This is a genomic window from Actinoplanes sp. NBRC 103695 (genome assembly GCF_030269485.1).
Taxonomy (GTDB): Bacteria; Actinomycetota; Actinomycetes; order Mycobacteriales; family Micromonosporaceae; genus Actinoplanes.
In genome coordinates, this window is record NZ_BSTL01000021.1 from 20842 (window position 1) to 34943 (window position 14102).

The 14102-nt window shown below is 72.6% G+C and carries 15 protein-coding genes; 10 read left to right on the top strand and 5 right to left on the bottom strand.

Annotated elements, in window-relative coordinates:
* Positions 1-37 precede the first annotated feature (37 nt).
* The 8 genes from QSK31_RS32885 to QSK31_RS32920 all read left to right on the top strand — a co-directional run bounded on the left by QSK31_RS32885 (position 38) and on the right by QSK31_RS32920 (position 7624).
* Positions 38-538: an RNA polymerase sigma factor gene (locus QSK31_RS32885; RefSeq protein WP_285688474.1), complete on the top strand. Its 501-nt coding sequence runs from the start codon at positions 38-40 to the stop codon at positions 536-538.
* The gene (locus QSK31_RS32890; protein WP_285688475.1) at positions 531-1823 is read left to right on the top strand and encodes an exo-alpha-sialidase; all 1293 of its coding nucleotides are present in this window, start codon (positions 531-533) and stop codon (positions 1821-1823) included. Before QSK31_RS32885 ends, QSK31_RS32890 begins: the two co-directional genes overlap by 8 nt.
* 87 nt (positions 1824-1910) lie before the next feature.
* The gene (locus tag QSK31_RS32895) at positions 1911-2411 is read left to right on the top strand and encodes an RNA polymerase sigma factor (protein WP_285688476.1); all 501 of its coding nucleotides are present in this window, start codon (positions 1911-1913) and stop codon (positions 2409-2411) included.
* Positions 2404-3705, top strand: a complete 1302-nt coding sequence (locus tag QSK31_RS32900; RefSeq protein WP_285688477.1) for a sialidase family protein — start codon at positions 2404-2406, stop codon at positions 3703-3705. The genes QSK31_RS32895 and QSK31_RS32900 overlap by 8 nt, the downstream gene beginning before the upstream one ends.
* Before the next feature lie 46 nt (positions 3706-3751).
* Positions 3752-4267, top strand: a complete 516-nt coding sequence (locus QSK31_RS32905; RefSeq protein WP_285688478.1) for a TetR/AcrR family transcriptional regulator — start codon at positions 3752-3754, stop codon at positions 4265-4267.
* On the top strand, positions 4264-6108 hold the full coding sequence (locus QSK31_RS32910) for an ATP-binding protein (RefSeq protein ID WP_285688479.1): 1845 nt from the start codon (positions 4264-4266) through the stop codon (positions 6106-6108). The genes QSK31_RS32905 and QSK31_RS32910 overlap by 4 nt, the downstream gene beginning before the upstream one ends.
* A gap of 59 nt (positions 6109-6167) precedes the next feature.
* On the top strand, positions 6168-7184 hold the full coding sequence (locus QSK31_RS32915) for an aldo/keto reductase (protein ID WP_285688480.1): 1017 nt from the start codon (positions 6168-6170) through the stop codon (positions 7182-7184).
* A gap of 23 nt (positions 7185-7207) precedes the next feature.
* Positions 7208-7624 (top strand): pyridoxamine 5'-phosphate oxidase family protein, encoded by a 417-nt coding sequence (locus QSK31_RS32920; protein WP_285688481.1) that lies wholly within the window; start codon positions 7208-7210, stop codon positions 7622-7624.
* A gap of 1001 nt (positions 7625-8625) precedes the next feature.
* Here the strand turns inward: QSK31_RS32920 and QSK31_RS32925 are convergent.
* Genes QSK31_RS32925 through QSK31_RS32940 form a run of 4 tightly spaced genes read right to left on the bottom strand, consistent with a single transcriptional unit; the run spans position 8626 to position 12316 of the window.
* Positions 8626-10899 carry an ABC transporter permease gene (locus tag QSK31_RS32925; RefSeq protein ID WP_285688482.1) on the bottom strand — a complete coding sequence of 758 codons (2274 nt, stop codon included), beginning with the start codon at positions 10897-10899 and terminating at the stop codon, positions 8626-8628.
* Complete coding sequence (locus tag QSK31_RS32930) at positions 10896-11573, bottom strand: ABC transporter ATP-binding protein (RefSeq protein WP_285688483.1); 678 nt, start codon at positions 11571-11573, stop codon at positions 10896-10898. Before QSK31_RS32930 ends, QSK31_RS32925 begins: the two co-directional genes overlap by 4 nt.
* Positions 11570-12103, bottom strand: coding sequence for a PadR family transcriptional regulator (locus QSK31_RS32935; protein WP_285688484.1), 534 nt, complete (start codon positions 12101-12103; stop codon positions 11570-11572). The genes QSK31_RS32930 and QSK31_RS32935 overlap by 4 nt, the downstream gene beginning before the upstream one ends.
* A 42-nt stretch (positions 12104-12145) precedes the next feature.
* The gene (locus QSK31_RS32940) at positions 12146-12316 is read right to left on the bottom strand and encodes a hypothetical protein (RefSeq protein WP_285688485.1); all 171 of its coding nucleotides are present in this window, start codon (positions 12314-12316) and stop codon (positions 12146-12148) included.
* Here QSK31_RS32940 and QSK31_RS32945 point away from each other — a divergent pair.
* Together QSK31_RS32945 and QSK31_RS32950 are read left to right on the top strand one after the other, a co-directional pair.
* Positions 12303-12680 (top strand): pentapeptide repeat-containing protein, encoded by a 378-nt coding sequence (locus tag QSK31_RS32945; protein WP_285688486.1) that lies wholly within the window; start codon positions 12303-12305, stop codon positions 12678-12680. The genes QSK31_RS32940 and QSK31_RS32945 overlap by 14 nt on opposite strands.
* A gap of 81 nt (positions 12681-12761) precedes the next feature.
* Positions 12762-13166, top strand: coding sequence for a nuclear transport factor 2 family protein (locus tag QSK31_RS32950; RefSeq protein ID WP_285688487.1), 405 nt, complete (start codon positions 12762-12764; stop codon positions 13164-13166).
* 4 nt (positions 13167-13170) lie between these two features.
* Here the strand turns inward: QSK31_RS32950 and QSK31_RS32955 are convergent, their stop codons facing one another.
* On the bottom strand, positions 13171-14046 hold the full coding sequence (locus QSK31_RS32955) for an SDR family oxidoreductase (RefSeq protein ID WP_285688489.1): 876 nt from the start codon (positions 14044-14046) through the stop codon (positions 13171-13173).
* Between the last annotated feature and the right edge of the window lie 56 nt (positions 14047-14102).

The following is a 14102-nucleotide window of genomic DNA, read 5'->3' on the forward strand; positions in this document are numbered from 1 at the left end:
TCGTACGGGTGACACCTACCTGGCAGGGAGCGCCTGAGTGGACCCCGACATCGATCTCCGCGACCTGTACGCCGCCTCGGCGGGCCGGCTGGTCGCCCAGCTCTACGGCATGATCGGCGACTTCGCGGAAGCGCAGGACGCCGTGCAGGAGGCCTTCGCCCGCGCCCTGGCCCGGCCGCACGGCGTACGCGGCGTGGCCAACCCGGAAGCCTGGCTGGTCCGCGTCGCGATGAACGTCGCCCGGTCCCGGCACCGCCGCCACATGCTGTTCGACAGGATCGTCCGATCCGGCAGGCTCCGCGCCGCCGAATCCACCCCCGGCCTCTCCCCCGACCACGTCGCCCTGGTCGCCGCGCTGCAGAAACTGCCGCGGGCGATCCGGGAGACGATAGTTCTGCACCACATCGCCGACCTGCCGATCGCCGAGGTCGCGGCGATCGTGGGCTGCACCGAGGTGGCCGCTCGGACCCGCCTGCACCGCGGGCGCCGCACCCTGGCCGAGATCCTCGGGGCGGACATGGAGGACAGCAATGCCTGAGCCGACGATCGACTTCCGTGGCCTGGCCGCCGCCGCGGCCGCCGCCGCCAAGCCCGACTACGCCGATGTCCTCGCCCGCGCCGAGCGCCGCCGGCACCGCAGGGGCTGGTTCGGCACCACCTTCGTCGTCCTGGCCGTGGCGATCGGTGGCGGGACGACGTTCGCGCTGACCGCCGACCGTGTGCCCAGGCCGGCGCCGGTCGCCGAGGTGCGGCCGTGGAAGACGGTGGTCCCGCCCGGCGCGACCGCCCCGAAACCGCAGATCAGCTACATCGAGATCAAGCCCGGTCTCTGGGATCCCAAGTATCCGGACAAGCCGCTGACCGGCATCTTCCCCGAGATCAAGGCCGGCGACCTCAACCACCTCTACATGAACTACCAGGACTGCCGCGCCAAGCCCTGCAAGGCGATGCTGGCTGCCAGCTCGGACCGGGGACGTACGTGGCGCAAGCTGCCGCTGCCTCGGCAGGACCGCCCGCAGTTCGCGCAGCCGGGTGTCATGCAGGCTTCCGGAAGCACGCTCGTGGCGGCGTCGGGCTTCGCACCGAGAAGTAGTGAGGGCATCGACAGCACCGAGCGGTTCGAAACGGAGTACTGGGTGAGCGCCGATGCCGGGGTCACCTGGCGAAAGGCGAAGGCGCGCGACGCCGACGCCCTGCCGATCGGCCAGCCGGTGCACCAGCGCATCGACGGCGACACCGCCTTCGATCCGGCCACCGGGGATGTCGTGCGGGTGAGGCGCGACCGCCTCGCCCACCTGGACTACGTCGAAACCCTTACCGGCAACGAGCTCTGGGCGCTCGTCCCCGCGGATCGCAGTCACATGGCTGCCTCGATCAGCGTGGACGGAGGGCGCACCTGGGAGAAGCGGCTCCTGCCGGCGTTGCCCCCGGTCGCCCATGGCGCGCCGATGAGGTCCAGTCTGTTCACGACCGACGGCCGGACGGTGTATTTCGCGGAGCGGCTCCGGGACAGCATCAAGCTGTACGCGAGCGGCGACGGCGCCCGCACCTGGTCCGAGCCTGTGCCGATCGACCTGAACGGCCCGCTGCTGGGCGTGCTTCCGGTCGGCGACCGCACCGTGATCGTGCAGAGCGCGCACGACGTCCTCCGGAGCACCGACGGGGGCCGCACCTTCACCCGGGTGGGTCCGTCGATCGGCGGCTTCCCCCGCCCGATCCCGGGCGGCGGCTACATCATCAATACCAACAACAACGAGTACAGCGCCTGGATCTCCGAGGACGGCGCGGAGTGGACGTACGTCAACCATCCGCCGGTCCCCTGAAGCACCGGGGAGGCGCTCCACATCAGATGTAACCTCACGCCTCCCCGGTGAGTCGTACGGGTGACACCTACGTGGCAGGAGTGCCTTGTGGACCCCGACATCGATCTCCGCGACCTGTACGCCGCCTCGGCGGGCCGGCTGGTCGCCCAGCTCTACGGCATGATCGGCGACTTCGCGGAAGCGCAGGACGCCGTGCAGGAGGCCTTCGCGCGCGCCCTGGCCCGGCCCCAGGGCGTGCGCGGCGTGGCCAACCCGGAAGCCTGGCTGGTCCGGGTCGCCATGAACGTCGCCCGGTCCCGGCACCGCCGCCACATGCTGTTCGACAGGATCGTCCGATCCGGCAGGCTCCGTGCCGCCGAGTCCGCCCCGGCGCTTTCCCCCGACCACGTCGCCCTGGTCGCCGCGCTGCAGAAACTGCCGCGAGCCGTCCGGGAGACGATAGTTCTGCACCACATCGCCGACCTCCCGATCGCCGAGGTCGCGGCGATCGTCGGCGCCAGCGAGGTGGCTGTGCGTACCCGCCTGCATCGGGGGCGCCGCACCCTGGCCGAGATCCTCGGGGCGGACAAGGAGGACAGCAATGCCTGAGCCGACGATCGACTTCCGCGGCTTCGCCCATGCTGCCGCGGCCGCCGCCAAGCCCGACTACGCCGATGTCCTCGCCCGCGCCGAGCGCCGCCGTCGCCGCCGGGGCTGGTTCGGCGCGTCGTTCGTCGCCCTCGCGGTGGCGATCGGTGGCGGTACGTTCGCGCTGACCGCAGACCGTGCGCCGAAGCCGGTCAGGCCCGCGCCCATCGCCGAGGTGCAGCCGTGGCGGACCGTGGTCCCGCCCGGCGCGACCGCCCCGAAACCGCAGCCCGAGTACATCGAGATCAAGCCCGGTTTCTGGGATGTCAGCGAGCGGGACGTGCCGCTGACCGGGATGTACCCCGAGATCAAGGCCGGCGACCTCGACCACCTTTACATGAACTACCAGGACTGCCGCGCCAAGCCCTGCAAGCCGATGCTGGCCGCCAGCTCCGACCGGGGACGCACCTGGCGCAAGCTGTCGCTGCCGGAACAGGACCGCCCCCGGTTCCGGCAGCCGAGCGTGGTGCAGATCTTCGGAACCATGGTTCTGGCGATGTCGGGCTGGGAGCCGAAGGACGGCGAGACCTACAACCCGGACCTGATCCCCGACCCGGACTACTGGGTCAGCACCGACACCGGCGCCACCTGGCGGCAGGCGAAGGTCCGCGAGGCCGACGCCCTGCCGCTCGGCCGCCCGGTCTTCCAGGGCTACTACGGCGACGCGGCCGTCGATCCGGCCACCGGCGACGTCGTGCATCTGAAGGGCGACAACCGCGGCCAGCCGATGTTCATCGACACCCTGCCGAGCAACGGGCTCTGGCGGATCGTCGCCGCGGACCGTCGCCGCGTCGCCGCCTCGGTCAGCATGGACGGCGGGCGGACCTGGGAGAATCGGCTGCTGCCCGAACTGCCCCCGGCCGCGAAGGACGCGCCGTCCGACCGGTACGAGCTGTACACCACCGACGGCCGGGCGGTGTATTTCGTGGAGAGACTCCGGGCCGGCATCCGCCTGTACGCCAGCGGCGACAGCGCCCGTACCTGGTCCGGGCCGGTCGAGATCGGTCTGAAGGGCAGGGTGCTGTCCGTACTGCCGATCGACGACCGCACGGTGATCGTCGAGGGCGTGATGGACACCTTCCGCAGCACCGACCGGGGCCGCACCTTCACCCGGGTGGGTCCGTCGCTCGGCGCCCGCGGTCACGCGATCCCGGGCGGCGGCTTCATCATCCCCACCAACAACAACGAGTACAGCGCCTGGATCTCGGAGGACGGCGCGGAGTGGACGTACGTCAACCACCCGGAGGTCCCCTGATAGGCTGACCTAAGCGGAAAGCTTTTCCGCTTAGGGAGGCGAGCAGATGGTCCGCGCCGACGCGCAGCGCAACATCGACGCCCTCCTCGATGCGGCGATGACGGTGTTCACCACCTCGGGGGTCGACGCCCCGGCCAAACAGATCGCCGATCTGGCCGGCCTGGGCGTCGGCACGGTGTACCGGCACTTCCCGCAGCGGTCGGACCTGATCGTGGCGGTTCTCCGCCACGAGATCGACGCCTGCGCCGAGTCGGCGCAGGCGTCGACGCTCGACGAGTGGTTCCGCGGCTACGTCGCCCTGCTCCGGACCAAGCCGGGGTTCGCGTCCGCGCTGCACTCCGGCGATCCGGCGTTCGCGGCCCTGCCCGGCTACTTCATGCAGACCCTCGGGCCGGCCCTCGCGTCGCTGCTCGACGCCGCCGCGGCGGCCGGTGAGATCCGGGCCGGCACCGACCCCGAGGATCTCCTGTACGCCGTCGCCCTGCTGTGCCAGGGCAAGCACCCCGAGCGCATGGTCGCGCTGCTGCTCGACGGCCTGCGCTACCGGGCCGGCACACCGTGACCGCCAGCCTCGGCGAGCGGATCCGCAAGCTGCGCCACCGCTCCTTCGTCGGCCGCGACGCCGAGATCGCGCGGTTCCGGGCCCTCCTGTCCGGCCCCGGCGTGTTCTTCGTCCACGGCCCGGGCGGGGTCGGCAAGACCGCCCTGCTGGACGTGCTGGCCGACATCGCCTCCGACCGTGTCCTCTTCCTCGACGACTACGAGCAACCGGCGGAGATCGACGATTGGGTACGCGACGAGTACCTGCCCTCGCTGCCCGACGACGCTTTCGTGGTGATCGCCGGACGCCACCCGCCCGGGCCGCGGTGGCGGGCCGACCCCGCGTGGCGCGAACTGCTGCACGTGGTCCCGCTGGGCAACCTGCCACCCGCCGACGCCCGGGAATACCTCGCGATCCAGCAGGTGCCGCCCGAGCGGCACGACCGCCTCCTGGCGATCAGCCGCGGCCACCCGCTGACGCTGTCGATGCTGGTCGACGCGGTCCGCCGGGGCGCCGACCCGCATTCGCTCGCCGACGTCCCGGACGTCGTCGGCGCCCTGCTCGCCCAGATCCTCGACGAGGCGCCCAGCCCCCGGCACCGCCACGCCCTCGACCTGTGCGCGCACGCCCCCGTGACCACCGAGGACCTGGTCGGCGAGGACCTGTTCGCCTGGCTACGCACGCTCCCGATCATCGTCGAGGGCCCGCACGGCCTCTTCCCGCACGACGTGGTCCGCGACGCCCTCGACGCGGACCTGCGCTGGCGTGACCCGGCGCGCTGGGCCGACCTGCATCGCCGCCTGCACGCCGGGCTGGTGTCGCGGATCCACGCGGCGCCGGGCGAGCAGGAGCGGCTGCGAATCCTGGCCGGCTCGATCGTCGTGGCCGGCCCCCGCCTGGGACTCCTGACCTATCCGGCGCCGCCACCGGACACCGTCGTCGACCGGCTCCGGGACGCCGACCGGCCCGCGATCGTGGCGATGACGGCCGCCTGGCAGGGCGAGGAGCAGGCCGCGCTGGTCGCGCACTGGCTGGACGCGCAGCCCACGGCCTTCCGGATCTTTCGCTCCGCCTCCGGCGATCCGGACGGCTACGCCGCGTGTCTCGATCTGAGCGAGCCGGTCGCGGCCGCCGACCCCGAGGCGAGGGCGATGCTCCGGTACGCCGATCAGCACGGCGCGCCGAGGCCCGGTGAACGGGTGCGGGCGTGGCGCTTCTTCCTCGACCGCCACCACGGGCAGCGGCCGTCGCCGTCGATGACGCTGGCCACCGCCTGCCAGATGCTCGACATCCTCACCCACGACGACACGGCCTGGACGTTCCTGGCGGCCTACGCCGACGCCGACATGTGGGGTCCGACAATGGCGTTCCTGGACTTCTGGCGCGCCACCGACACCGGCGGCACGACCTTCCCGGTGTACGCGCACGACTGGCGCCGCACCGGCGTCGCCGAGTGGCTGGAACTGGTCGCGGCCCGTGGGGCGGGCGTGCCGGCGCGGCCCGCCGAGGAGCCGTCGGGTGATCCGGTCCTGTCGCGGCCGGAGTTCGCCGAGGCCGTCCGCTCCGCCCTGCGCGACCTGCACGATCCGCGGAAGCTGCGGGAGAGTCCACTGATGCGCTCCCGCGCGGTCGGAACCGCCGCGTTGAAGGGCCTTCTGACGGAGGCGGCCGGGACGCTGCCGCCCGCCCTCCGCGCCGTCACCGACCGCACATTCCTGCGCCCGGCAACCACCCAGGAGCGGGTGGCCGAGGAGTTGCACCTGTCGTTCAGCACCTACCGCCGGCACCGGGACCGGGCGGTCGCCCAGATCACCGCGTGGCTGTGGGACCGCGAGATTGGACACCGGACGACCAGCCGATGACCTGTCCGGGGCGCCCCTCCCGCCCGACGATCGAGTGGAGAACTCATTCAGGAGGGCACATGGAATACCGCACGCTCGGCCGCACCGGCATCCGGGTCAGCCCGTACGCGCTCGGGGCGATGATGTTCGGCAGCGCCCTCGGCGTCGGCAACCCCGACCACGACGACGCGATCCGGATCATCCGCCGGGCCCTGGACGCCGGCATCAACCTCATCGACACCGCCGACGTCTACTCGTACGGCGAATCGGAGGAGATCGTCGGCAAGGCGATCAAGGGCCGCCGCGACAGCGTCGTCATCGCCACCAAGTTCGGCCGGCCGATGAGCACCGAGGACCCCAACCAGCAGGGCACGTCGCGGCGCTGGATCACGGCCGCGGTCGAGGGCTCGCTGCGCCGGCTGGGCACCGACCACATCGACCTCTACCAGATCCACCGCCTGGATCCCGGCACCGACATCGAGGAGACCCTGTCCGCGCTCACCGACCTGGTCCGCAGCGGCAAAGTCCGGGCGATCGGCTCCTCCGGCACGCCCGCCTCCGAGATCGTCGAGGCCCAGTGGCTCGCCGAACGCCGCGGCCTGGAACGGTTCCGCTGCGAGCAGCCGCCGTACTCGATCCTCAACCGCGGCATCGAGGGCGAGGTCCTGCCGCTCGCCCAGCGCTACGGCATGGGCGCCATCGTCTGGGGCCCGCTCGCCCAGGGCACGCTCACCGGCCGCATCCGCAAGGACCAGCAGTCCGACCTGCGCCGGCAGAAGTTCTTCAAGCACATCTCGGACGAACGCCGGGTCGCCGCCGTCGAGAAGCTCGTCCCGCTCGCCGCCGAGGCGGGCCTGCCGCTGACCCACCTCGCCGTCGCGTTCGCGGTCGCCCACCCCGGCGTGACCAGCGCCCTGCTCGGCGCACGCACCATGGAGCAGCTCGACGACCTGCTGGCCGCCGCCGAGGTGACGCTGACCGGCGATGTCCTCGACCGGATCGACGAGATCGTCCCGCCCGGCTCCGACGTGGGCGCGCTCGACCAGGCGTACGTGCCCCCGGCGCTGACGGATCCGCGGCTGCGCCGGCGCGGGTAGGGTCGAGTCCGAAGGGGGCCCAGATGACTGAGCTGACCGCCGAGGACCTCGAGTTCCTCGCCCGCCCGTTGCACGGATTCCTGACCGTGGCGGCCGGGCCGCAACCACCACAGCCCCGGCCGGTGTGGTTCGAGGCCACCGCAGAGGGGACGATCCAGCTCTTCACCGGCCCCGAGACGCTGAAGGTGCGGCGCCTGACGGAGGACCCGCGGGCGTCGATCGTCGTCGCCGCCCCGGTCGCCGAGCGCGAACGCTGGGTGTCGGTCGCCGGCCGCACCACGATCGAGACCGACGGCGCGCACGACCTCGCCGCCCGTCTCGCCGCCCGCTACTGGGACCTGGACGACCCGCGCCGGGCCGCCGAACTCCAGGAGCTCCTGGACGCCGACCAGGTCCGCATCGTGATCCACCCGGAGAAAGTGCACCGCTACTCGTACTGACGCCGGTTGCGGCCGGCGGTCTCGGGGCGGCGCGTCTCCCGGGCGACGCCTCTCCCGGGCGACGCCTCTCCCGGGCGACGCCTCTCCCGGGCGACGCCTCTCCCGGGCGACGCCTCTCCCGGGCGACGCCTCTCCCGGGCGACGCCTCTCCGGGGCGACGCTGCCGGCGTTTCCATAGCGTGCCGTCGCTGCCGGCGTTTCCATAGCGTGGCGTTGCTGCCGGCGTTTCCGCTGGTTGTGGGGTCGGGCCGGGTATGCCAGGCCCCCGGGTGCCCGCTCACCCTCGCTGCCGCCGCTCGAGGCCGGCGTGGGGTTTCGCTCGGTATGCCAGGCCCCCGGGTGCCCGCTCACCCTGGCTGCCGCCGCTCGCGGTGGTAGCCGGGCGCGGGAGTGGTAGTTCATGGCGGCATCTCCGGCATCTTCGGCGTTGTCGGCTGCCCTCGACCTTGCGCGCGCCTACGCCCGCGGCCGGTGGTAGGACCGGGCGCAATCTGGCCCCGAATTCCGCGCCTGCCCACCACCCGTGCGGACCGTGGTGGCTCAGAGCGCTATTTCGGCCCGGATGCCGCTCTGTCCCACCACTCGCGCCTGCTCCTACCACTCGCGCCTGCTCCTACCACCAGACCGCGCCCGGCCACGGCCTCGAGCGGCGGCAGCGACGGTGAGCGGGCACCCGGCCGCCTGGCATACCGAGCGGAACCCCACGCGGGGCGCGAGCGGCGGCAGCAACAGTGAGCAGGCACCCGGCCGCCTGGCATACCGAGCAGAACCCCACGCGGGGCGCAAGCGACGCCAGCAACAGTGAGCAGGCACCCGGCCGCCTGGCACACCGAGCAGAACCCCACACGAGGCCGCAAGCGACGCCAGCAACAGTAAGCAGACACCCGGCCACCTGGCACACCGAGCAGAACCCCACACGAGGCCGCAAGCGACGGCAGGGACCGTTCCCCGCTTCCGAGGCGCCCCGCCCGTGCCCCTGGGCCGCATGGCAATCGGGAGGGTCACTCGTATCTGAGCTCCTCGGTCCGGGTGACGCGGCGGGCCGCCGGCAGCAGCACCGCGACCGTGGTGGCCAGGACCAGCACCAGGCCGGCGGCCACCGGGGTGAGGACGGTCGGCGCGTCGAACAGGATCGGGACCTGGGACATGCGCATCAGTACCGCGCCGAGGGCGACGCCCGCGCCGACCGCGAGGAGCAGGCCGGCCAGGACCGGGACGACGGCCTGCAACAGCACCGACCAGATCACCGTGGAGCGGCGCGCGCCGACCGCGGTGAGCACGCCGAGCAACCTCCGGCGGTCGTGCAGCCGGGCCGCCACGTCGAGCAGCAGGCCGGTGCCCATCATCAGCAGGATGATCGTGGAGCCGATGTCGAGGGCGGTGCGCAGGGTGGCGTACTTGTCGTGCTCGGGGGCGAACGCGGTGAACATGGCCAGCGGGTCGATCGCGGCCGCGACGCCGCGCAGCTCGCCGGCTACCGTGGCGGGCGCGTCGCCGGTGGCGAACATGCGCGTCTCCACGAACCACGGGTCCACGCCGGACAGCGCCGCGGGCATGGCGCCCGAGGTCAGCAGGATGCTTTCCGACGCGTATTCCGCATCGGAACCGATCAGGGTGGCGTGGCGGAGGTTGCGCGGGACGGGCAGCCGATCGCCGGGTGCGGGTTCGTCGCCGGAGTCGTCCAACAGGGTGACGGCGGCGGGGACCTCGCCCGAGGTGAAGGCGTCGCCGTCCGCGCACCGGTCCAGTGTGGCGATCTGGCTCAGTGCGGCACAGTCCCCGACGACGAGGTAGCCGGGGAGGTGAGTGGTCCCGCTCGTGCTGTACAGCGGGTACCGCGCGACCGTGCCCGCCCGTACCCCAGGGACCTGCTCGAACAACGCCGTGCGCGCACGCATGGCGGCCGGGGCCTGGTAGGCGGCGGTCTGCAGCATGTAGCCGGGGTCGGCCGGGTCGTCCGGGGTCGCGCGCCGGACCGTGGCCGCGCCGAAGAACGTGTGCAGGGCGATCGCGCCGGTGACCGCGACGACGATGCCGGTGACCGCGCGGGTCGACGAGACCGGGTTCTGACGCAGCTGCTGGGCCGCCAGCTGCCAGGACACCGGGCCGCCGGTGAGCGCGCGGGCGACCACCGGGACCAGGTACGGCAGCAGGGGGATGAGCGCGACGAGCAGCAGCACGACTCCGGCGCCGGTGCGGTCCTCGCCGACCTCGCCCGGCAGAACCACCGGGTAGAGCAGGGCGAGGCCGGCCGCTAGCGGGAGGAGCCGCCACCACAGCCGGCCGCGCCACACGGTCGAGCGGCGGAGGACACCGAGCGGTTCGACGGCGACGCCGCGGAAGCCGAGCAGGGCCATGCCGGCCGACAGCGCCAGAACGATCAGGACGACGAGCACGGCAAGAACCGGCACCGGGCGGATGTCGGCCGGGTAGACGCTGACGTTGAACAGCTGCACGTCGGCCGCCCGGCTGCGGGCCAGCAGGTAGAGCGCTGTGCCGCCGGTCAGGCCGAGCACCGCCGGCACCAGGCTCTCGCCGAGGGCGATCCGCAGCACCGCGCGGCGGTCGGCGCCGACCAGCCGGATCGCGGCCAGGCGGCGTTCCCGGGTGTCCGAGCCGAACCGCAGCGCGGCGCCGATGAAGATCGCGATCGGCAGCAGCAGGGTGGCCAGCATGGCGGCCACGACCACGTAGGTGCCTGTGCCCGACTCCACGTCGCCGGGAATGGTGTACCCGAAGTGGTCCACCCGCCAGGAGCCCTCGCGGACCAGCTTCTCGACGCGCTGGTAGCCGGCGTAGTAGGCGAACTCGTGCGGGCCGGACAGCCCCTCCGGCCCGATCGTGCCGATCACCTCGTACGGCATCTGCTTGCGCAGCACGTCGCCGTCCGGGCCCCGCAACGCCTGCTGCAGGGCGGGCGAGGCGTACATCCGGTGCTCGCCGGGGAACGCGGGCACGCCCGGCGGCAGCGGGGCGCGGGTCGACTCCGGCCAGATCAGACGCCCGCGTACGGCGTTGGCGCCCCACTGCGATTCCACGGCGGCGACGAGCAGGGTGTCACCGGCCGGCACCTCGATCGCCCCGGTGCTGTCGGCCCGCGCGAGCGCCCGGTCCTGCCGGGCGTCGAGCAGCGCCGGGACCGACGCCCCGAGCAGCAGCGCCACGGCGCCGACCGCCACCCCGGCGGCGGTCAGCGCGGTGCGGATCCAGCCGGTGCGGCCACCCGCGAACGCCAGCCGGACACCCAGCGCGAGCTCGGCCGCGGTGCGCCTCATCGGACACCCGCCCGCTCGGAGCTGCGCCCGTCGCGGACGACGATCGAGCGGTCCGCGTACGCGGCGACCCTCGCGTCGTGCGTGACCAGCACGACCGCCGCGCCCGTCTCCCGGGCCGCGCTGGTCAGCATTTCCATCACCCGCTCACCGGCGATCGAGTCGAGCGCTCCGGTCGGCTCGTCCGTGAAGATCACCTTCGGGTCGGCGACCAGGGCCCGCGCCACCGCCACCCGCTGCTGCTGCCCGCCGGACAACTCCCCCGGCCGGGCCCGCGCCTTGTCGGCCAGGCCGAGCCGGTCCAGCCAGCCGGTGGCCCGGCGTTCGGCGGTACGCCGGGAGACGCCGTCCAGGCGCAGCGGCAACGCCACGTTCTGCAGTGCGGTCAGCTCCGGCACCAGCTGCCCGAACTGGAAGACGAACCCGAACTCCCGGCGCCGCAACGCGCTGCGCTCGACGTCGCTCATCCGGGACAGCTCCCGCCCCGCGTAGGCGACCCGGCCCGCATCCGGCACGGTCAGACCCGCGGCGCAGTGCAGCAGCGTGGATTTGCCCGACCCGGAGGGGCCCATCACGGACACGATCTCGCCCGCGTGCACGATCAGGTCGGCTCCGCCCAGCGCGACGGTCGGCCCGTACGCCTTGTGCAGCCCCTCGGCCGCGATCAGCGCGCTCACTCCTTGGTCCCGCGCAGCTCGGCGGCCAGTTCGTCGAGCAGCGTGGCGGTGTGCTCCAGCCAGCGCAGGTCGGCGTCGAGGTGGAACAGGGCACGGTCGCAGATGATCCGGTCGGCCAGGTCACCGCCCTGCTTGCGGCGGGTCAGCTCGCGCATGGCCACCAGGTGCTCCTCGCGCTGCACGTCCAGCACGGCGGCGGCGGACCGGCCGGTGAGCAGCGCGCCGACCACCTTGGCGTACAGCGTGCTCTGCAGGTATTGATCCGGCTTCTCGGGTTCGTCGAGCCAGCGTTGGATGTCGGTGACCCCGGCGTCGGTGATCGTGTAGCGCTTCCGGTCCGGCCCGCCCGCGCCCTCGACCCCGTCCACGCTCACCAGTCCGTTGCGCAGAAGCTTGGCGAGCGTGGTGTAGACCTGCCCGTAATGCAGCGGCCGGTCGAGCCCGAAGTGCTGGTCGTAGGCGCGCTTGAGGTCGTACCCGTGCTGGGGCCGTTCTTCAAGCAGCGCCAGAAACGCCGTGGCGATCGTCATGGCGGGCCACTATACACATGGATGCATAGTCGGGAAGGCGGGTCACTTCTTGCTCATCCGCAGGACCGCGCGGCGGCCGTCCACGGCCACGATGACGAAGACCTGGTCGTTGAGCTGCTGGATGGTGCCCTGGTTGCCGCGCAGGGTGGTGGAGAAGCCGTCCGACGTGGTCTTGGAGATCGTGACGTAGCCGCCCTTGATGGTGACGTTCACGGCGCCGAAGCCGCTGTCGTTCGGCAGCTTGTCGCCGGACTCGACGATGACCTCGCAGACCCCGTCGGCGCAGGCCTTGAGACGCCTGCCGTTCGCGGCCGCGAAAGCCGGCTTCGTGGGCGACGGCTCCGCGGACGGGGCGGCGCTCGTCGGGGCATCGCTGGACGGCGCGGCGCTCGCCGGGGCGGCGCTCGACGGGGCATCGCTGGACGGCGCGGCGCTCGCCGGGGCGGCGCTCGACGGGGCATCGCTGGACGGTGCCGGGCCGGACGTGGTGACGCCGGGGGCCGGGGCGGCGCTCGGGCCACCGCATCCCGCGGCGAACAGGACGAGCAAGATTGCGGTCAGGGCGGCGCGCGAATGAGCCTTCATGCGGCCATGGTCTGGTGGCGGGGCGTCGGCGGACGGGCCGGTGACCGGTAGTGGCCAGGTAACGTGTGGCCGCATGAAATCCTTCCGTGAGGCCGCCGAGAGCCGGGACGGCGCCGCGCTCGAGGCGCTGCTGGCCGACGACGTCGTCTTCAGCAGCCCGGTCGCCCACAAGCCCTACCCCGGCAAGGCGATCACCGCCGCCATCCTGCGCGGCGTGCTGCGGGTCTTCGAGGATTTCCGGTACGAGCGGGAGATCGTCAGCGCCGACGGCCGCGACCACGCCCTGATGTTCCGGGCGGCCGTGGCCGGCAGGGAGGTCCACGGCTGCGACTTCCTGCACCTGAACGACGACGGCCTGGTCGACGACCTCACCGTGATGGTCCGCCCCCTGTCCGCGGCCAACGCCCTGGCCGCCGCGATGGCCGCTCAGTTCGAGCGGATCGAGCGCGAGGCGTCGGAAGCCGGCCGGCCGAGCTGAGGCATCAGGCCCGGTTCAGGTCCGCCATGAGGTTCTCCCAGTGCGGCTGCCGGCCGTCGAGGTCGGTGAAGCCGTACTTCTCCATCAGGTGCCAGGAGCTGAGGGCCTTGCCGGACATCTCGGCCACGGCGGGGTCGGCGGCGACCGCGGCCACCGCACGGCCGACGTAGTGCGGTGTCTCCGAGCCCCCGAAGTATTTGTCCCGGGCCACGCCGTCGCGCCAGTTCTCCTCGGTGACCCCGAAGCCGTCCAGCATCGCCTCCGAACGCAGGAAGCCCGGCGTGATGGCGAGGGCTGTGACACCGCGGTCGCGGAGTTCGTGGGACATGGCCAGAGCCAGCCGGATGACCGACGACTTGGCGAGGTCGTAGAAGAGATTGCCCCGGTAGTCCGGCTTGTAGCCGTCGGTGATCTCGATGACCAGGCCTGACCCGCGGGCGACCATCAGCGGGACGCCGTGACGCGACGTGATGATGTGCGAGTGCACGGCACGCTGCTGCATGAGCAGCCCCTGGTCGAGATCCAGCTCCCAGAACGGCGTGCCCCACGACGTCAGCTCGTCACCGCCCCACACGTCGTTGACCAGGATGTCGAGGCGGCCGTCCTGTTCCTCGGCCACCCGGTCGAACAGCCGCTCGACCTGTTCGGGCACGGTGTGGTCGACCTGGACGGCGATGCCTTCCCCGCCGTCCTCGGTCACCAGCGCCGCGGTCTCCTGGATCGTCTCCGGCCGGCTGCCGGTCGCGGGACTGCCGGTGACGCTGCGACCGGTGCAGTAGACGGTTGCGCCCGCCGCGCCGAGCTCACGAGCGATGCCACGGCCGGCACCCCGCGTCGCCCCGGCCACGACCGCGACTTTCCCCTCCAGCACATTGGACAACTGAACGCTCCCCCCGATCCGCGACACTTCCGGGTCCGGGTGTCAACGTATCGGTA

Excerpts from the sequence above, each read along its gene's own strand:
- QSK31_RS32925 (WP_285688482.1), bottom strand. The coding sequence starts at position 10,899 with ATGAGGCGCACCGCGGCCGAGCTCGCGCTGGGTGTCCGGCTGGCGTTC.
- QSK31_RS32950 (WP_285688487.1), top strand. The coding sequence starts at position 12,762 with ATGAAATCCTTCCGTGAGGCCGCCGAGAGCCGGGACGGCGCCGCGCTC.
- QSK31_RS32900 (WP_285688477.1), top strand. The coding sequence starts at position 2,404 with ATGCCTGAGCCGACGATCGACTTCCGCGGCTTCGCCCATGCTGCCGCG.
- QSK31_RS32890 (WP_285688475.1), top strand. The coding sequence starts at position 531 with ATGCCTGAGCCGACGATCGACTTCCGTGGCCTGGCCGCCGCCGCGGCC.
- QSK31_RS32935 (WP_285688484.1), bottom strand. The coding sequence starts at position 12,103 with ATGACGATCGCCACGGCGTTTCTGGCGCTGCTTGAAGAACGGCCCCAG.
- QSK31_RS32920 (WP_285688481.1), top strand. The coding sequence starts at position 7,208 with ATGACTGAGCTGACCGCCGAGGACCTCGAGTTCCTCGCCCGCCCGTTG.
- QSK31_RS32945 (WP_285688486.1), top strand. The coding sequence starts at position 12,303 with ATGGTGACGTTCACGGCGCCGAAGCCGCTGTCGTTCGGCAGCTTGTCG.
- QSK31_RS32905 (WP_285688478.1), top strand. The coding sequence starts at position 3,752 with ATGGTCCGCGCCGACGCGCAGCGCAACATCGACGCCCTCCTCGATGCG.
- QSK31_RS32915 (WP_285688480.1), top strand. The coding sequence starts at position 6,168 with ATGGAATACCGCACGCTCGGCCGCACCGGCATCCGGGTCAGCCCGTAC.